Here is an 18,035-nt window from a genome sequence, read left to right as displayed (position 1 = left end):
AGGCCACAGCGCAAGCTTCAGTGCGCCGGCTGTACCTGCTTGCGCAAGCGCTTGACGGTGTACATCTCGCGATCGGCCTGATCGAGCAGGGCGGTGATCTCCGTGCCGTCTTCGGGCATGACTGCCATGCCGATGCTGACGCGAAGGTCCAGCGGCTGTCCTTCGAACACGTACGGCTGCTGCACTTCTTCCATCAACCGCTCGCTTTGCGCCTGCGCATCGGCCCGCGCGCCGATGCCGGGCAGGATGACAGCAAACTCATCGCCGCCCACGCGCGCGACCGTGTCGGAGCGCCGCGCCGTGCGGCCCATGCGCTGGGCGGTCTCGCGAATGGCTGCATCGCCGGCGCGGTGGCCATGCCGATCATTGATCAGCTTGAGGTTGTCCATGTCGACGTTGAGCACACCCAGACCGCCACGCGCACGTTGTGCCAGATGGATCGACTGGCGCAGGCGGTCATAGAACAGCGCGCGGTTAGGCAAGTCGGTTAATGCGTCGTGCGTGGCGCGCAGGTACAGCTGATCGCGCTCGGCGTTGGCGGCGTGGAACATGGCCGCGGCAATCAGCTCAGACATCAACGCCAACACGCCGATGTCGCTTTCGCCGAAGGCGTCGACTTCCGGCGCCACCAGCTTGAGCACGCCGACCGTGGTGTCGAGATGACGCAGCGGCGTGACCACCATCGAGCGCAAACCCACGCGGCGGCAGGCTTCGCGGTCGACGCGTGCGTCGGTTTCGGAATCCGTGCACTGCAGGATCTCGCCGGTCTGCACACACAGGCCTGACAGGCTGCCCTTGCGCGCAAGGCGCAGGCCCAGCAGCGTTTCGGTGAGGCCCGAGGTGGCGCGGTAGACCATCTCATCGCCTTCGGCCAATTCGATCACGGCGCCCGTCGCGCATGTCAGATGCTGTGCCCGTTCGGTGACCAGCGCCATGATCGCGCCGAGATCCGTGCCCAGCTTGGCGATCTCCGACTGCGCTCGCACGATTTCGAGCAGCGTGGCGGGGTTTTGCAGAGGTGGGTGAGCGAACGACATGGGGGCGCGGTGCGGGTGTGGCTGTGGTTTCGGGCGATTCTAGCCCGTCAACCGAATGACATAGATCGAAATGTCGCCGGTGTGAGGCGGCGTTACAACTTTCGTATGCACCACAGCGGTGCCGGAGGCGTTCGCAGCGCGCTCGACGTCGAAGCGGTAAGGCTTTCCGGCCGATGCGTCCCTTTGGCGGTTCAGTTCCCCGCTGGCTCCAGGCGCAGTAGCGTGATCTCCGATGGCGCACCGAATCGCTTGGGCGGACCCCAATATCCGGTGCCGCGGCTGGTGTAGATCCACAGGCGTCCCAGCCTGTGCAATCCCGCCGTAAAAGGCTGCTGCAGCGGGACAAAGAGGCTCCACGGCCAGAACTGGCCGCCATGCGTGTGCCCAGAAAGCTGCAGGTCGAAGCCGGCCTCGGCAGCGGCGGGAGCGGTGCGGGGTTGGTGCGCGAGCAGGACGGTCGGCGTCACCCCGGGCGGCGACCCGGCGAGCGCCCGGGCCGGATCGCTGGTGTGCGCCGCGTCGAATTTGCCCGCACTGAAATCAGTCACGCCCGCAATCACCAGCGGCGCGCCGTCGTGTTCGAGCACCGCATGCTCGTTCATCAAGACCCGCATGCCAAGCCGCTCGAACTCCGAGACCCAGGGGCCAACGCCCGAGTAGTACTCGTGATTGCCCGTCACCGCAAAAACGCCGTGTCTTGCCGACATGCCGGCCAGCGGCGCGATGTGTGGACGCAGCACCTCCACCTCGCCGTCCACCAGATCGCCCGTCACGGCAATCACATCGGGTCGCAGTGCATTGAGCCGTTCGACCACGCCGGCCACATAGGCGCGCTTGATGGTGGGGCCGACATGCAGATCGGTGATCTGCGCGATGGTGAAACCGTGCAGCGCCGCCGGCAGGCCCGCAATGGGTACCGTCACCCGCGCCACGCGCGGAATGCGACGCGCATTGATGTAGCCGATCAACGTGACCAGCACGGCGAGGGCGACGACAAGCAGCGCCGAATCATGGCGGTAGGCGTCTGGAAGCACGATCAGCGCGATGTCGCGCAGCACCGTCAGCACCAGCAGCGACGAGAACAGGCCCATCAGCAACGCGCCAAACCACGTCACGCGATCCGCCAGCGAGATGGGCCGGATCACAAAGCGCGCCGCCATCCCCGTGGGGATCATCACCGTCGATACGAGCAGGAAGACGATGCCCGCGGCCCAGCCGGCGCCATTCCAGCCCAGGTCGGGCAGCAGCCGCCATCCGATATAGAGATGCAGCGCCGCGATGAGCGCCACGGCCGTCGTCAGAAAGCGGCGCCTGCCGCGGGGCAGGGATCGGCTGCCGTTAGGTTCGTCATCACGCATGCTGGGGCGGCTCCTTTGGGTCTCGGTGGGCGTGTCCACGGAAGATGGGGCGATTGGCAGCGTTGTCAATGCCGGGCACCCGTTCGAACGGCAAGCAACATCGCACGTCCCTTGGTAAAATCTATCGATATCCTCAAGCCGATTGATCGTCATGACGCTCACCGAACTCAAATACATCGTCGCCGTCGCGCGGGAACGCCACTTTGGGCGTGCTGCCGAGGCCTGCTTCGTCTCGCAACCGACGCTGTCGGTCGCCATCAAGAAGCTGGAAGACGAACTGGCCGTGCAGATCTTCGAGCGCGGTGCGTCGGAAGTGAGCGTCACGCCCGTCGGCGAGCAGATCGTCACCCAGGCGCAGCGCGTGCTCGAGCAGACGATGGCGATCCGCGAGATCGCCAAGCAGGGGATGGACCCGCTGGCCGGGCCGCTGCGGCTCGGCGTGATTTATACGATCGGCCCGTACCTGCTACCTGCGCTGGTCAAGCAGATGATCGACACCGTCCCGCAGATGCCGCTGATGCTGCAGGAAAACTTCACCGTGCGGCTGGTGGAGCTGCTCAAGCAGGGCGAGATCGACTGCGCCATCATGGCCGAGCCGTTTCCCGAAGCCGGCCTGATGACGGTGCCGCTGTATGACGAGCCCTTTGTGGTGGCGGTGCCGCGCGGCCACGAACTGGCGAAGGCGTCGTCGGTGGACCCGGAGGCGCTCAAGCAGCAGACCATGCTGCTGCTCGGCAACGGCCATTGCTTCCGCGACCATGTGCTGGGCGTGTGCCCGGAGCTGTCGCGCTTCTCGCAGAACGCAGACGGCATCCAGAAGACTTTCGAAGGTTCGTCGCTCGAAACGATCCGACATATGGTGGCCAGCGGCGTGGGCATTACCGTGCTGCCGCGTACGTCGGTGCCGAACATGCAGCCCGCCGCCAATGATCTGCTGACCTACGTGCCATTCCAGGAGCCCGTGCCCGACCGCCGCGTTGTGCTGGCCTGGCGCAAGAGCTTCACCCGCATCGCCGCAATCGAGGCGGTGGCCAAGGCGGTCGCGCAATGCGATCTGCCTGGCATCAAGCTGCTGCCGCCCACGCCGCTGATTCATTGATTCACTGATCCGCTGAGTTGTCAGTTGGCCGTCACTGCATGACGGCCATAGCGCACGCCTAATTGATAGATAAAAACAATCAAATATACGCATCAATAGCGTAAAGATAGACTTCGTTCCATGGTGAGTGCATCGCTCACCGCCCGATCCCCGTGGAGCCCGTCATGTCCTTGCCGCTTGCCTCGAACACCGTTGCGACCGTGCTGGAATGGCTTGCTGCCTATGGTGAATCGCACTGACCTGACGGATGCACGAAGTTGCTCGCGCGAGTGGTGCGGGCATCAGGAAGGCGCAGGGTCGCAAGGAGAAGAAAACATGGCAATGGTGCGGATGTTCGTTTCGGAGTGGCAGGGGTTTGCGGGCACAGTGCGCGCCTCGCACGCAGAGGTACCGACGTTGTCCGGCATGCCGGGCAGTGCAGCCGGTGGCCGCGGCCCACGCGCGGCTGAATCCGCCCGCCTGCAACGCAAGTGGGTGCGCAAGCAGATCGGTCTATCCATCGTGGCTGCCGGCGCTATGATCGTGCTCCTGCACGGTATGGTGCAGCTCACGGTCTGATGACCGGCCGATGCTCGGTTGCCAGCCGCTCTGCGTTTCGTCATAGGACGATGCGACGATCGGAACTTGCTGCGCGAGCGGCAACCGAAAGAAGGCTCCAAGCACGCGTGGCCCGACGCTGAATCCAGCGGACGGCATCGCGTTTTTGCACACCACTTCATAGGGGAATCCAGATGGCAAAGAAGAACAGCGGCGCGCCTGCCGCAGCCCAGATCAACATCGGCATTGCTGACAAGGATCGCAAGAAGATCGCAGAAGGCCTGTCGCGCCTGCTGGCCGATACCTACTCGCTCTATCTGAAGACGCATTACTTCCACTGGAACGTCACCGGGCCGATGTTCAACACGCTGCATCTGATGTTCGAGACGCAGTACAACGAACTGTGGAATGCCGTCGACCCGGTGGCTGAGCGCATCCGCGCCCTGGGCTATCCGGCGCCGGGTTCGTATTCGGAGTTCGCCAAGCTGTCGTCGATTCCGGAATCGAAGGGCATTCCCGAGGCGATGGACATGGTGCGTGAACTGGTGGCCGGCCACGAAGCCGTGACGCGCACCGCCCGCAGCCTGTTCCCCGACGTCGACAAGGCCGCCGACGAACCGACCGCCGACCTGCTGACACAACGCATGGACATTCACGAAAAGACCGCGTGGATGCTGCGTTCGCTCCTGGCTTAAGGCTGACCGGACGGCCGTTCGCCACGTTTGCGACAGGCGTTTCGACAGCAGCGAATTGCGCCCCACCCGCGAGCCCGTTGTGTTGCGGGTGGGGCGGCATCAACCCCATGACCTAGACGAGAGAATCATGACGACTGAAGCCAAATGCCCGTTTTCCGGCCATGCTCCCGCTGCTTCGCACACCTTCGGTGGCGGTACGGCCAACAAGGATTGGTGGCCCAATCAGCTGCGTGTTGACCTGCTGAACCAGCATTCCGAGAAGTCCGATCCGCTCGGGTCGAGCTTCAACTACCGCAAGTCGTTCAATGCGATCGACTACGACGCGCTCAAGGCCGATCTGCGCCGCCTGATGACGGACTCGCAAGACTGGTGGCCGGCAGACTTCGGGCACTATGGCCCCCAGTTCATCCGCATGGCGTGGCACGCCGCCGGCACATACCGCACCGGCGATGGCCGTGGTGGCGCAGGGCGCGGCCAGCAACGTTTTGCACCGCTGAACTCCTGGCCGGACAACGTCAACATCGACAAGTCGCGCCGCCTGCTGTGGCCGATCAAGCAGAAATACGGCCAGGCCATCTCGTGGGCCGACCTGCTGATCCTGACCGGCAACGTTGCGCTTGAAACCATGGGCTTCCGCACGTTCGGCTTTGCCGCCGGCCGTGAAGACACGTGGGAACCGGACAACGACGTCTACTGGGGCAACGAGACCAAGTGGCTGGAAGCCACGCGCTATTCGGGCGAACGCAACCTCGCGAACCCGCTCGCCGCCGTACAGATGGGCTTGATCTACGTGAACCCGGAAGGCCCGGAACACGCCCATGGCGATCCGCTGGCCGCTGCCAAGGACATCCGCGAGACCTTCGCCCGCATGGCGATGGACGACGAAGAAACCGTCGCGCTGATCGCCGGTGGTCACACCTTCGGCAAGACTCACGGCGCGGGCCCGGCGAGCCACGTTGGCGCCGATGTCGAAGCCGCGCCGCTGGAAGCGCAAGGCCTGGGCTGGGCCAGCACCTTTGGCACAGGCAAGGGCGCGGATGCGATCACCAGCGGGCTTGAAGTCACCTGGACGCAGACGCCCGCGCAATGGAGCAACTACTTCTTCGAGAACCTGTTCAAGTACGAATGGGTACAGGAAAAGAGCCCCGCCGGCGCCCTGCAATGGGTGGCCAAAGACGCCGAGGCGATCATTCCAGGCCCGACGCCCGACTCGCCCAAGCGCAAGCCCACGATGCTGACGACCGACCTGTCGCTGCGTTTCGATCCGGCATACGAAAAGATTTCGCGCCGCTTCCTGGACAACCCGCAGGCGTTTGCCGAGGCCTTTGCGCGCGCCTGGTTCAAGCTCACGCACCGTGACCTCGGCCCGAAGTCGCGTTACCTCGGCCCCGAAGTGCCGCGTGAAGACCTGATCTGGCAAGACCCGCTGCCGGCCGCTACACACAAGCCGACCGAGGCCGATATCGCCGACCTCAAGGCGAAGATTGCCGCTTCCGGCCTGTCGGCATCCGAACTGGTTGCCGTGGCGTGGGCGTCTGCCTCGACCTTCCGCGGGTCCGACAAGCGCGGCGGTGCCAACGGCGCGCGCATTCGCCTGGCGCCGCAGAACGATTGGGCGGTCAACCAGCCGGTGGCCGGCACGCTGGCCAAGCTGGAGGAAATTCAACGCGCCTCGGGCAAGGCTTCGCTGGCGGATGTGATTGTGCTGGCAGGCAGCGTTGGTATCGAGCTGGCCGCCAAGGCAGCCGGCACGACGATCACCGTGCCGTTCACGCCGGGCCGCGTCGATGCGACGGCCGAGCAGACCGATGCCGCGTCCTTCTCGGTGCTCGAGCCCGTGGCGGACGGTTTCCGGAATTACCAGAAGACGCAGTTTGCGGTGCCGGCCGAAGTGCTGCTCCTGGACAAGGCTCAACTGCTGACGCTGACAGCGCCGGAGCTGACCGTGCTGATCGGTGGCCTGCGCGCCATCAACATCAACGCGGATGGCAGCCAGCACGGCGTCTTTACCAGCACGCCGGGCGCGCTGACGAACGACTTCTTCGTCAACCTGCTCGACATGAACACCGAGTGGAAGCCTGCCGGCGACATCTACGAGGGCTATGACCGCAAGACGGGCGAGCGCAAGTGGACGGGCACGCGCGTCGATCTGGTGTTCGGTTCGAACTCGATCCTGCGTGCGCTGGCCGAGGTGTTCGGCAGCGCCGACGGTAAGGAGCGCTTCATCAGCGAGTTCGTGGCCGCATGGGTCAAGGTGATGAATCTCGACCGCTTCGATCTGGCCGCCGCCTAAGCTGCTTTCGGCGGGACTAAAATGGCGCCTTGCCTCGTGCAGGCGCCATTTTTTTTTGGTGATTTCCATGCAATCGTCCGCTGCCCAACCCAGCCGCCTCGTGCTCTATGCGCGCCTGATGCGGATGGACAAACCGATCGGCACGCTGCTGCTGCTGTGGCCGACGCTGTGGGCGCTATGGATGGCGGCTGATGGTCATCCGCCGCTCTCGCTGGTGGTGATTTTTACCGTCGGCACGTTCCTGATGCGCTCGGCCGGCTGCGCGGTCAACGACTGGGCCGATCGCGACTTTGACAAGCACGTCAAACGCACCAAGGAGCGGCCGATCACCGCGGGACTGATCGCCCCGTGGGAAGCGCTGGCGGTCGCGGCGGTGCTCTCGCTCATCGCCTTCGCGCTGATCCTGCCGCTCAATGCGCTGACGAAGTGGATGTCGGTTGCCGCCATCGTGATTGCCGGCACATATCCGTTCTTCAAGCGGTTCTTCGCGATTCCGCAGGCGTACCTCGGTATTGCGTTCGGGTTTGGGATTCCGATGGCGTACGCGGCGGTGCAGGATCAAGTGCCGATGCTGGCGTGGCTGATGCTCGCCGGCAATGTGTTCTGGGCCGTCGCCTACGACACCGCGTATGCGATGGTGGACCGCGATGACGATTTGCTCATCGGCATCAAAACGTCGGCCATTACGTTCGGACGCTACGACGTGGCGGCGATCATGCTGTGCTACGTCGGCTTCTTCGGGATCATGGCCTGGGCTGGCCATGTGATGGCGCTAGGCGTGGCGTACTGGATTGGATCTGCCGCCGCCGTGGCGTTGTCGCTTTGGTATTACCCGATGCTGCAGACGCGGGATCGGATGAAGTGTTTTTTTGTTTTTCGGCATAACAATTGGCTGGGGGCTTGTTTGTTTGCTGGGGTGGTGGGGGGGTATTTGCTGCGCTAAGGGCTTGGTGGTGCATCCCTTGTTTCGCCCCCGGCAGGGTACGAAACAGGGATGGACCACCAAGGCTTCAATCCCTCCCAAACTCCTCCCCCATCTCCTTCCCCCGAGCCGCCGCAGCATGCATCGCCCGCACAAAAGCAGCCTTGATATCAGCCCCTTCCATTGAAGTCAGCGCTGCATAGGTCGTCCCCCCCTTGGACGTCACACGCTCGCGCAGCACCTCAACCGGCTCGGTCGATTGGCCCGCCAGCGTGGCCGCGCCAATAAACGTCTCGACCGCCAGCGTGCGCCCATCCTCCGCCGACAGCCCCAGCTCCTGCGCCGCCTGCTGCATCGCTTCGATGAAATAGAACACGTACGCGGGGCCGCTGCCCGAGATGGCGGTCACTGCATCAATCTGCGCTTCGGCGGGCACCCAAACGCTCTTGCCGACGGCATTGGCGATGGCGCTGGCGGTCGCGCGGTCGGCGTCGGACAAGCCAGCGTTGGCGGCCAGGCCGGTCATACCCAGACCGGAGAGCGCAGGCGTATTCGGCATCGCCCGCACCACACGTGCATGGCCATTCAGCCAGCGCGACAGATCCTGGATCCGGATGCCCGCCGCCACCGACAGCACCAGGCTGTCGCACAGATGCGGTGCCAGTTGCGCACAGACCTCGCGCATCTGCTGCGGCTTGACTGCCAGCACGATCACGTCGCGGTCGGCCAGGTCGGCGCCCGGAGCGGCGGCTGTGCGGGCGCCCCAGGTCTGCTCAGCGCGGCTGCGGGCGGGTTCAGTCGGGTCTACCACCACGATGTTGCCGCCGTGCGCGCCCTTGGCGATCAGGCCGCCGATGAGGGCCGCCGCCATGTTGCCGCCGCCGATGAAGCCGAGTTTCAGAGTGTCGAGCATGAGAGTGGTGGTGTGAGAGGAAACAGGAATTCAGGCGTTGGCGTAATGCCGCGCGCCGAAGATGGCGCTGCCGACGCGCACGATCGTGGCGCCTTCGGCAATCGCGTCTTCCAGGTCGGCGGACATGCCCATCGAGAGGGTATCGAGCGGGATGCCGGCCTCGCGCAGCCGGCCTGCCAAGGCACGCAGATCAGCAAACGGCTTGCGCTGCGCCACGGGGTCATCGCTGGGCTCGGGCACGGCCATCAGGCCGCGCAACTGCAAGCGGGGCAGGGACGAGACGGCCCGTGCCACGGCAAGCACCTCGTCGAAATCGGGCAGCAGGCCATACTTGCTGGCCTGCCGGCTGATGTTGATCTCGAGACAGACTTGCAGCGGCGGCAGGGTGTCCGGGCGCTGGGCCGACAGGCGCTCGGCGATCTTCAGGCGATCGACGCTGTGCACCCAGTCGAATTGTTCGGCCACGGCGCGCGTCTTGTTGCTCTGCAGGGGGCCGATGAAGTGCCACCGGATCGGGTCGGGGCCCGTGCGCAGGTCGGCTAGCGCGTCGATCTTGGCGATGCCTTCCTGCACGTAGTTTTCGCCGAAGAGGCGTTGCCCGGCGGCATGCGCGGTGCGTACGGCATCGGCGTCGAACGTCTTGGAAACCGCCAGCAATGTGACACCCGCAGCATCGCGCGAAGCCAGTGTGCAGGCCGTTGTGATCCGTTGACGCACGGCTTGCAAGTTGGCGGCGATTACAGACATAATCCGGCGACGTTTGTTACAAATAAACAAGGTTCCGGCACGTCAAAACAACGGCTCGGAGCGCGTCTGGAGGCGCCATTGCGACGCCCGGGCGACATAAAAAAGTCGGGGGTCATTATAAGATGGACATCGCGCAGCTTCTGGCGTTTTCCGCCAAGAACAAGGCGTCGGACTTGCACCTGTCGGCCGGACTGCCGCCGATGATCCGGATCCACGGCGACATGCGCCGGATCAACGTGCCCCCGCTCACGCACCAGGATGTGCACTCGATGGTGTACGACATCATGAGCGACGGCCAGCGCAAGGTCTACGAAGAAAACCTGGAAGTCGACTTCTCGTTTGAGATCCCCGGCCTCTCGCGTTTCCGGGTCAACGCGTTCAACCAGAACCGCGGCGCTTCGGCGGTGTTCCGGACGATTCCGTCGAAGGTGCTTTCCCTGGATGACCTGAAGGCGCCGGCCGTGTTTGCCGATCTGGCGATGAAGCCGCGCGGCCTGGTGCTCGTCACGGGCCCGACCGGCTCGGGCAAGTCGACCACGCTTGCCGCGATGGTCAACCACCGCAACGAAAACGACATGGGCCACATCCTCACGGTGGAGGACCCGATCGAATTCGTGCACGAATCGAAGAAGAGCCTGATCAACCAGCGTGAACTCGGGCCCCATACACACTCGTTCGCCAATGCGCTGAAGTCGGCACTGCGTGAAGACCCGGACGTGGTGCTGGTCGGTGAATTGCGTGATCTTGAAACCATTCGCCTGGCGCTCACCGCAGCAGAAACCGGCCACTTGGTGTTCGGCACGCTGCACACCAGCTCGGCAGCCAAGACCATCGACCGGGTCGTCGACGTGTTTCCGTCGGACGAAAAGGAGATGGTCCGGACCATGCTTTCCGAATCGCTGGAGGCGGTGATCTCGCAGACGCTGCTCAAGACGCGCGACGGGTCGGGCCGGATTGCGGCGCACGAAATCATGATCGCCACGCCGGCCATCCGTCACTTGATCCGCGAGAACAAGATCTCGCAGATGTACTCGATGATGCAGACGAGCAGCGGCATGGGCATGCAGACGCTCGACCAGTGCCTGTCGGAGCTGATCAAGCGCTCGGCGATCAACTACGCAGACGCCCGCGCCATCGCCAAGAACCCGGACGCGTTCGTGAACTGATTCGCGAACTGATACGCTGACCGATACGTCAGCGCGCTTTCCAATTCTTTCCAGGAGGGGCACGCCATGCTGGACCGCGAAGCCGCCACCAAATACATCCACGAACTCTTGCAGTTGATGGTGAACAGCCGTGGCTCGGACTTGTTCATCACGGCAGAATTTCCGCCCGCGATCAAAGTGGACGGCAAGGTCACGCCGATCTCTCAGCAGCCGCTGAATGCCCAGCAGGCCCTCGGTCTGGTCAAGTCGATCATGAACGAGAAGCAGCTGCGCGAGTACGAAGACAGCTCGGAATGCAACTTCGCCATCTCGGCGCCGGGTGCCGGGCGTTTCCGCGTGTCGGCGTTCATGCAGCAGGGCCGCGCCGGCATGGTGCTGCGGACCATCAATACGAAGATCCCGACGCTGGGCGAGTTGGACCTGCCGCCGATCCTGAACGAGATCGTGATGAGCAAGCGCGGCCTCGTGATCGTCGTGGGCGCCACGGGCTCGGGCAAGTCGACCTCGCTGGCGGCGATGGTGGGCTATCGCAATGCGAATTCGTACGGCCACATCATCACCATTGAAGACCCGGTGGAATACGTGCACGCGCACCAGAACTGCGTGGTGACGCAGCGCGAGGTGGGCGTGGATACCGAGTCGTGGCATGTGGCGCTGAAGAACACGCTGCGCCAGGCGCCGGATGTGATTCTGATCGGCGAAATCCGGGATCGCGACACGATGGAATACGCCATCCAGTACGCGGAAACCGGCCACCTGTGCCTCGCCACGCTGCACGCCAACAGCTCGAACCAGGCGATCGACCGCATCATCAACTTTTTCCCGGAAGAGAAGCGTCAGCAGCTGCTGATCGACCTGTCGCTGAACCTTCGCGCGATGATCGCGCAGCGCCTGCTGCCGCGTCAGGGCAAGAAGGGGCGCGTACCGGCCGTCGAGATCATGCTGGCGACCCCGCTCGTGCAAGACCTCATCTTCAAGGGCGAGGTGCACGAGCTGAAGGAAGTCATGAAGAAATCCCGCGAGCAGGGAATGATCTCGTTCGACCAGGCGCTGTTCGAGCTGTACGAACAGAACAAGATCACCTACGAGGATGCGCTGCGCAATGCGGACTCGCTCAACGATCTGCGCTTGCAGATCAAGCTGCACAGCAAGCGGGGCGGCCAGACCGACCTGTCGGCCGGCACCGAGCATCTGAATGTCGTCTGATGTGGCGCAGGCGCTACATCGTTTGAGGTGAATTGCAGCCCGCAAGGCTTGCCCGGTCTCGGCGGTCACCGTTTTCAACCATCAGGAGAGCAGCCATGACTGACGTGTATGCATTCGAGGCCGATTCGCTGACCGGCCAGCGCGTGCCGCTGTCGCAGTACAAGGGCAAGGTCCTGCTGATCGTGAACACGGCCAGCAAGTGCGGATTCACGCCGCAATACGCGGGGCTGGAGGCGGTGTACAAGCGGCTGCACGACAAGGGGCTGGAAGTGCTCGGCTTTCCGTGCAACCAGTTCGGCAAGCAGGAACCGGGCGGCGAAGATGAAATCGGCGCCTTCTGCGAGAAGAACTACGGCGTCTCGTTCCCCATGTTCGGCAAGATCGACGTGAACGGGTCGAGCGCGCATCCGCTCTACAAGTGGCTGACCTCGGAAAAGCCCGGCGTGCTCGGCATCGGAGCCATCAAATGGAACTTCACCAAGTTCCTGCTGCGCCGCGACGGCACGGTCTACAAGCGCTATGCGCCGATGACCAAGCCGGAAGAGATTGCCGGCGATATCGAGCGGCTGCTGGCGGAGCCCGATCCCGCCTGACGTTGGGTTCGTCGGTTACGGTCGTTAATCCGACGAGCCTCGCACCTTGCGCATGAAGTCCGCCAGGGAGCGCTCGGCGGATTCGGCAAAGTGGCGCTCCAGAATGTCCACTTTGACGCAGCGGTCGAGGCGGAAGGTGCGGTAGTCCTGACGGTGTTCGCACCAGGCGGCCACCAGCCAGACTTGCCCCCAGAAGAACAGGCCGAGCGGCTGGATGCAGCGTTCGGTCAACTGGCCCTGCGCGTCGCGGTAGGACAGCCGCGCAACGGCGTGGCGGCCCAGCGCGGCATGCAGCGTATCGAACACCTGCTTGACCTCGCTGCCCATGCCGTAGCCCGGCGCGAAGATGCGTGTGGTCTCGGCTTCGGCGCGGCGTTCGGCGGGCAGGGCGCCCATCAGCTTTTCCAGCGCCGCTTCCACCGAGTCGGCCATGGTGCCGCCGCTCCACGCCTTGATCATCCGCGCGCCGGCCACCAGCGCTTCGACTTCGTCGGCGGTGAACATGAGCGGCGCGAGGTCGTAGCCGGCACGCATGCGGTAGCCGATGCCGGCTTCGCCTTCGATCGGCACGCCCGAGACAGACAGATCGCGGATATCCCGATACACCGTGCGCTCCGATACGCCGAGGCGGTCGGCCAGCATCGCCGCCGTGGTCAAACGGCGGCCTCGCAGGATCTGGGCAATCTGGAACAGGCGGTCGGCGCGGCGGGTCATGCGCGGCATTGTAGTGGGCTTCTTGCCGTGCGCAATCCGCATAGGACGACAGGCCCTGCCCCTACGCGCCGAAGGGCGTCAGCTCGCGCTGCGGGTGGATGTCGACGATGTCGACCTGCTCGCCACGGCGCAGCATGCGCTTGCCCAGTCGTGGGAAATCGGCAATCTCGATGTTGAGATGTTCGCCGCCGCACAGGTAGACGAGATCTTCCTTGCCGCAGTTGCGCAGGTGGTGCGCGACGCCTGTGGGGAAGGCCATGAAATCGCCGCTGCGCACGGTGAAGATGTTGTCGTCGATCTCGGCTTGCGCTTCGCCGGAAAGGATGTAGATCCATTCCTCTTCCCGCTGGTGCGAGTGATAGACGAACGACTCCTTGCCCGGCGGCACGCGCGCGAAGTTCACGCCGGTGCGCTTGAGCCCGAGCAGCCGGCCCATCATCGTGCCGTGAATTTCCGACAGGCTGTTCCAGGGGTGCGAAAACGACTGCGTGCGCGCGGTGACATCGGCGGCACGCATCAGATACGGGGATTGGCTCGGCATGGTGTTCTTCTCTGTCTCATGGTGAAGGCCGGCGCCCGCGCACCGGCCTTGGGGGGCGTTACTGCCGTTACTGCTGCAGCAGGTACGCCTGCGTCTTGGCATCCGGCTCGTGCAGGCCGACGCGGTTGCCTTCGGTGTCGACGATGTGGGCGATGCGGCCCATGTGGTCGGGCAGCGTCATGGGGCCGAACACGCATTGGCCACCGCTGCCGTTCACGCGCTCGAGCACGGCATCCAGGTTGGGCGCGTTCAGGTAGACCACGCTGCCCTTGTCGGACGGTGCAAAGCCCTCGCCCTTCACCAGCGCGCCGTGGATGGTCGTCTCACCCGCCGGAAACACGCCCATGGTCAGGTCGCCCATGTCTTCCTGCTTGAGCTGCGTGTCGAAGACGTTCTCGTAAAACTTCACCGCGCGCGGGAAATCGTTGGCGGGGATTTCAAACCAGTTGATGACGCTTGCCATGGTGTTCGCTCCGGTAGGTGGCTCAGGCGGTTCGGAGTGCCGTTGCCGGTTAAGGTGGAGCGATTCTGGCGGGGGGCTCCTGACAGCGTTCTGTCAGGAGCATTCAGGAGGATTGAGGATCGTATTGCAGGTTGCCCAGGCAGTGAATGCCGGGCGGAGGGGGAAGGCGGCTCAGTGGGGAATCCAGCCCGCCAGCAGCGGCACCAGCACCGCTGTCAGCACGCCGTTCAGGCCCATGCCCAGCGCCGAGAACGCACCGGCTTCCGGATTGACCTGAAATGCGCGCGCGGTGCCAATGCCATGCGCCGCAATGCCGGTGGCAAAGCCCCGCACGCTGTACTCACGCACGCGCAGCAGGTTCAGCAGCCGCGTCGTGGTTGTCGCGCCGACAATGCCGGTAATGAGCACCAGTACTGCCGTGATGGTCGGCGCGCCGCCGATCTTCTCCGAGATGCCCATGGCGATCGGGATCGTCACCGATTTCGGCGCCATCGAGCGCAGCGTTTCCGGCGATGCGCCCAACAGCCACGCGATGCCCACGGCAGACACCACCGCCACGACCGACCCCGCAAGCAGCCCGGCCATGAGCGGCAACGCGTGGCGGCGCAGCTTCGCCCATTGCTGAAACAGCGGCACCGCCAGCGCCACCGTGGCGGGCCCCAGCAGGAAGTGCACGAACTGCGCGCCGTCAAAGTAGGTCTTGTAAGGCGTGCCCGTGAGTGTCAGGAGCGTGCCGAGGATGACGACCGCAATCAGCAGCGGATTGACCATCGGATTGAAGCGGCTGCGCTCATGCAGACGCACGCCGATCAGGTAGGCGATGAGCGTGGCGGTCAGGCCCAGCAGCGGGCTGGCGGCCAGGTAGACCCAGAGTTGATGCAGGTTCGGAGCCATCGCGTTCATGGGGCCAGCTCCTCGTGGGCTTCGCCGTGGTCACCCATGCGGCGCATCAGCGCGCGAGTGACGAGCGCACCCGCGGCAATCGACAGCCACGTCGATACGACAGTCGCCACCACGATCGGCAGCCATTCCTGCCCAATGCGGTTCAGTTGCGTCATGACACCCACGCCGGCCGGCACGAACAGGATGGTCAGGTGCCGGAGCAGTTCACTCACGGTGCCCTGCATGACTTCGAGCACGCGGCCCTTGTCCACCAGCAGGTAGATGACCAGCAGCACCATGCCGATCACCGGGCCGGGCACCGGCAGGTGCATCGAATACGTCAACAGCTCACCCACTGACTGGAACGTCAACAGGATCGCGAAGGTTTGCAGCATGGGGCCTCCGGGCAAAACGAAGCGCCAAGTATAGAACTCGGGGTGCGATCGTTTCAGACCAGCATGCGGTCGACCAGCTCGATCCAGTGTTCGACCGGCGTGTCGGTGCCGCTTTGCAGATGCGTGACGCAGCCGATGTTCGCGGTGACGATGCGCTCGGGCTGCGTCGCTTGCAGCTTGGCGAGCTTGTCGTCGCGCAGCCGGTAGGCGAGCTCCGGTTGCAGCACCGAATACGTCCCCGCCGAGCCGCAGCACAGGTGGCTGTCGGCGCAGAGCTTGACGTCCACACCCAGCGAGCCGAGCAGTGTTTCCACCGCGCCGCGGATCTGCTGGCCATGCTGCAGCGTGCACGGCGGGTGCCACGCCACGCGCGGGCGTTGCGCTTCGGGTTTGGCCTTCTGCAGAAGCTGCTGCGAAAACGCCGGCAGCACCTCGCACAGATCGCGCGTCATGGCGGACACGCGTGCCGCGCGCTCGGCATAGGCCGGGTCGTCGCGCAGCAGGTGGCCGTATTCCTTGACCATCGCGCCGCAGCCGGAGGCCGTCATGACGATGGCCTCGGCGCCCGCCTCGATGTGCGGCCACCACGCGTCGATGTTGGCGCGCATGTTGCCGAGGCCGCCCGCATGGTCGTTCATGTGATAGCGGATCGCTCCGCAGCAGCCCGCACGGTCTGCACTGATGAGCTGCACGCCCAGCTTGTCGAAGACGCGCGCCGTGGCGGCATTGATATTGGGCGACATGGCGGGTTGTACGCAGCCTTCCAGCAGCAGCATCTTGCGTGCGTGCGCCGTGCTTGGCCGCACGCCGGCGTGGGGTTGCTTCGCCGGAACCTTGTTGCGCAGCACCGGCGGCAACATCGGCCGCACCGCCTGTCCGAGCTTGAGCGCGGAGCCGAACAGCGCCGGCCGCGTCAGGCCCTCGCGCAGCGCCCAGCGTATGGCGCGTTCGCCGAGGGGGCGTGATTCGCCTTTCGCGTCGAGCTGGTCGTCTACGATCTTGCGACCGATCTCGACCAGGCGCCCGTAGGTCACGCCGGACGGACACGTCGATTCGCAGTTGCGGCAGGTCAGGCAGCGGTCCAGGTGCAGGCGCGTCGCGGTGCCGGCGGGCTGGCCCTCCAGCACCTGCTTCATCAGGTAGATGCGCCCGCGCGGGCCGTCCAGTTCGTCGCCGAGCAGTTGGTAGGTCGGGCAGGTGGCGGTGCAGAAACCGCAGTGCACGCACTTCTGCACGATGCTTTGGGCTTCTTCGCCGTCGGGGGTGTTGCGCAGGAACGCCGCGAGCGTGATTTGCATGATGGGCTTGCGTTAGAAGTCGGCAGTCAGAACGCTGAATACAGGCGGCCCGGGTTGAAGATGCCGTGCGGATCGAAGCTGTCTTTCAGGCGCTTGTGCACGGCCATCAACGGCGCGGCGACGGGCGTGAAGATGTCGCTGGTGCGGTCGCCGTTGCGGAACAGCGTGGCGTGGCCGCCGGCCTTGCGTGCTGCATCGCGGATGACGTCCGCGGAGGTGTTGGCGGTGTCGATCCACCAGCGCTGGCCGCCGCCCCATTCGACGAGTTGCTCATCGGCCGACGCATGGCCCAGCGCCAGCGGCGGCGTGCCAGGGGGCAGGGCGATGCGCCACAGCGGGAGGCCGCCTTGCACGGCGCGCGCGAAGAACGCATGCGATTGCTCGCGCAGGTCGCGCCAGAACGCCGCCGCTTCTGCGTCGTCAACACGCTCGCCGCCAAGCTTGGCGATGGCTGCGCGCACCGCCGCATCGGCACCGCTCAGGCGCACCCACAGCGCACCGTCGATCCACGCAGACGCCGCAATCGGCAGCGGCTGGCCGCCCCAGCGGTTCAGGGTGTCGATGGCCTCGCCTTGCGCCATGGCAAAGCGCAGCGTTGCATCGCAGAACGGCATCGGCAGCACCTTGAGCGACACCTGCACGATCAGGCCCAGCGTGCCGAGCGCGCCCGCCATCAGGCGCGAGACGTCGTAGCCGGCCACGTTCTTCATGACCTGGCCCCCGAAGTTCAGCACGTCGCCGCGGCCATCCATGACGACGGCGCCGAGCACGAAGTCGCGTAATGCGCCCACCGACTGCCGGCGCGGCCCGGACAGGCCCGATGCAAACGCGCCGCCCACGGTGGCCTGTTGGCCATTCGCAGCAAAGTGCGGCGGCTCGAACGCCAGCATCTGCTTGTGCTCGGCCAGCGCAGCTTCAATCTCGACGAGCGGCGTGCCGCTGCGCGCGGTGACGACGAGTTCGGCGCAGTCGTAGTCGACGATGCCGGACCATTCGCGTGTGTCGAGCACCGTGCCGTTGGACTGCGGGGCGCGGCCGTAGAAATCTTTCGTGCCGCCGCCGCGCAAGGTCAGCGGCGTGTGGCTGTCGGCCGCGTGCGCAATGGCGTCGCGAAAACGTGCGAGCGTTGGCGAAAGGGCGGTGTCTGGCGTGCTTGGCATGGCGAACCTTCGGGTG

At 64.8% G+C, this 18,035-nt stretch carries 19 protein-coding genes; 8 read left to right on the top strand and 11 right to left on the bottom strand.

The features are described 5' to 3' along the window. Positions 1-17: 17 nt before the first annotated feature. Together R2676_RS02880 and R2676_RS02875 are read right to left on the bottom strand one after the other, a co-directional pair. On the bottom strand, positions 18-1,037 hold the full coding sequence (locus R2676_RS02880; RefSeq protein WP_206274269.1) for a diguanylate cyclase domain-containing protein: 1,020 nt from the start codon (positions 1,035-1,037) through the stop codon (positions 18-20). 191 nt (positions 1,038-1,228) lie between these two features. After that, positions 1,229-2,395: a metallophosphoesterase gene (locus R2676_RS02875; protein WP_206274268.1), complete on the bottom strand. Its 1,167-nt coding sequence runs from the start codon at positions 2,393-2,395 to the stop codon at positions 1,229-1,231. A 151-nt stretch (positions 2,396-2,546) separates the two neighbouring features. On the opposite strand from R2676_RS02875, the gene R2676_RS02870 reads away from it, so the two are divergent. The 5 genes from R2676_RS02870 to ubiA all read left to right on the top strand — a co-directional run bounded on the left by R2676_RS02870 (position 2,547) and on the right by ubiA (position 7,962). Further along, on the top strand, positions 2,547-3,494 hold the full coding sequence (locus R2676_RS02870) for a LysR substrate-binding domain-containing protein (RefSeq protein ID WP_027680578.1): 948 nt from the start codon (positions 2,547-2,549) through the stop codon (positions 3,492-3,494). A gap of 315 nt (positions 3,495-3,809) precedes the next feature. Beyond that, positions 3,810-4,052, top strand: a complete 243-nt coding sequence (locus tag R2676_RS02865; protein WP_027680579.1) for a hypothetical protein — start codon at positions 3,810-3,812, stop codon at positions 4,050-4,052. A 173-nt stretch (positions 4,053-4,225) separates the two neighbouring features. Then, positions 4,226-4,726, top strand: coding sequence for a Dps family protein (locus R2676_RS02860; protein WP_027680580.1), 501 nt, complete (start codon positions 4,226-4,228; stop codon positions 4,724-4,726). Positions 4,727-4,853: 127 nt separating this feature from the next. Continuing rightward, entirely contained in the window at positions 4,854-7,019 is a 2,166-nt protein-coding gene (gene katG, locus R2676_RS02855; protein ID WP_206274267.1) for a catalase/peroxidase HPI, read from the top strand. A 67-nt stretch (positions 7,020-7,086) separates the two neighbouring features. Then, complete coding sequence (gene ubiA, locus R2676_RS02850) at positions 7,087-7,962, top strand: 4-hydroxybenzoate octaprenyltransferase (protein WP_206274266.1); 876 nt, start codon at positions 7,087-7,089, stop codon at positions 7,960-7,962. A 67-nt stretch (positions 7,963-8,029) separates the two neighbouring features. On the opposite strand, the gene proC is transcribed toward ubiA, so the two are convergent. Continuing rightward, positions 8,030-8,854: a pyrroline-5-carboxylate reductase gene (gene proC / locus R2676_RS02845; RefSeq protein ID WP_206274265.1), complete on the bottom strand. Its 825-nt coding sequence runs from the start codon at positions 8,852-8,854 to the stop codon at positions 8,030-8,032. 30 nt (positions 8,855-8,884) lie between these two features. Beyond that, positions 8,885-9,601 (bottom strand): YggS family pyridoxal phosphate-dependent enzyme, encoded by a 717-nt coding sequence (locus tag R2676_RS02840; protein WP_206274264.1) that lies wholly within the window; start codon positions 9,599-9,601, stop codon positions 8,885-8,887. Positions 9,602-9,723: 122 nt separating this feature from the next. Here R2676_RS02840 and R2676_RS02835 point away from each other — a divergent pair, with 122 nt between their 5' ends. The 3 genes from R2676_RS02835 to R2676_RS02825 all read left to right on the top strand — a co-directional run bounded on the left by R2676_RS02835 (position 9,724) and on the right by R2676_RS02825 (position 12,566). Beyond that, entirely contained in the window at positions 9,724-10,767 is a 1,044-nt protein-coding gene (locus R2676_RS02835; RefSeq protein ID WP_206274263.1) for a type IV pilus twitching motility protein PilT, read from the top strand. Positions 10,768-10,833: 66 nt separating this feature from the next. Beyond that, on the top strand, positions 10,834-11,973 hold the full coding sequence (locus R2676_RS02830) for a PilT/PilU family type 4a pilus ATPase (RefSeq protein WP_206274262.1): 1,140 nt from the start codon (positions 10,834-10,836) through the stop codon (positions 11,971-11,973). 95 nt (positions 11,974-12,068) lie between these two features. Further along, the gene (locus R2676_RS02825) at positions 12,069-12,566 is read left to right on the top strand and encodes a glutathione peroxidase (RefSeq protein ID WP_027680591.1); all 498 of its coding nucleotides are present in this window, start codon (positions 12,069-12,071) and stop codon (positions 12,564-12,566) included. A gap of 24 nt (positions 12,567-12,590) precedes the next feature. Here the strand turns inward: R2676_RS02825 and R2676_RS02820 are convergent, their stop codons facing one another. The 7 genes from R2676_RS02820 to glcE all read right to left on the bottom strand — a co-directional run bounded on the left by R2676_RS02820 (position 12,591) and on the right by glcE (position 18,019). Beyond that, positions 12,591-13,289: a helix-turn-helix transcriptional regulator gene (locus R2676_RS02820; protein WP_027680592.1), complete on the bottom strand. Its 699-nt coding sequence runs from the start codon at positions 13,287-13,289 to the stop codon at positions 12,591-12,593. 52 nt (positions 13,290-13,341) lie between these two features. Then, positions 13,342-13,821 carry a cupin domain-containing protein gene (locus tag R2676_RS02815; RefSeq protein ID WP_027680593.1) on the bottom strand — a complete coding sequence of 160 codons (480 nt, stop codon included), beginning with the start codon at positions 13,819-13,821 and terminating at the stop codon, positions 13,342-13,344. Between the two features lie 67 nt (positions 13,822-13,888). After that, entirely contained in the window at positions 13,889-14,284 is a 396-nt protein-coding gene (locus tag R2676_RS02810; RefSeq protein ID WP_027680594.1) for a VOC family protein, read from the bottom strand. Between the two features lie 171 nt (positions 14,285-14,455). After that, positions 14,456-15,187 (bottom strand): LrgB family protein, encoded by a 732-nt coding sequence (locus R2676_RS02805; protein WP_147214276.1) that lies wholly within the window; start codon positions 15,185-15,187, stop codon positions 14,456-14,458. Then, a complete protein-coding gene (locus tag R2676_RS02800) occupies positions 15,184-15,561 on the bottom strand; it encodes a CidA/LrgA family protein (RefSeq protein WP_027680596.1) in 378 nt (125 codons plus the stop codon). Before R2676_RS02800 ends, R2676_RS02805 begins: the two co-directional genes overlap by 4 nt. 53 nt (positions 15,562-15,614) lie before the next feature. Further along, the gene (glcF, locus tag R2676_RS02795) at positions 15,615-16,859 is read right to left on the bottom strand and encodes a glycolate oxidase subunit GlcF (RefSeq protein WP_206274261.1); all 1,245 of its coding nucleotides are present in this window, start codon (positions 16,857-16,859) and stop codon (positions 15,615-15,617) included. Positions 16,860-16,885: 26 nt separating this feature from the next. Further along, positions 16,886-18,019, bottom strand: coding sequence for a glycolate oxidase subunit GlcE (glcE, locus tag R2676_RS02790; protein WP_206274260.1), 1,134 nt, complete (start codon positions 18,017-18,019; stop codon positions 16,886-16,888). Positions 18,020-18,035 lie beyond the last annotated feature (16 nt).

Origin of the sequence: Ralstonia flatus (genome assembly GCF_958439105.1) — a bacterium.
Lineage (GTDB): Bacteria > Pseudomonadota > Gammaproteobacteria > Burkholderiales > Burkholderiaceae > Ralstonia > Ralstonia flatus.
The sequence above is the reverse complement of the archived record's forward strand: the minus strand, read 5'-3'. Positions and strand labels throughout refer to the sequence as shown.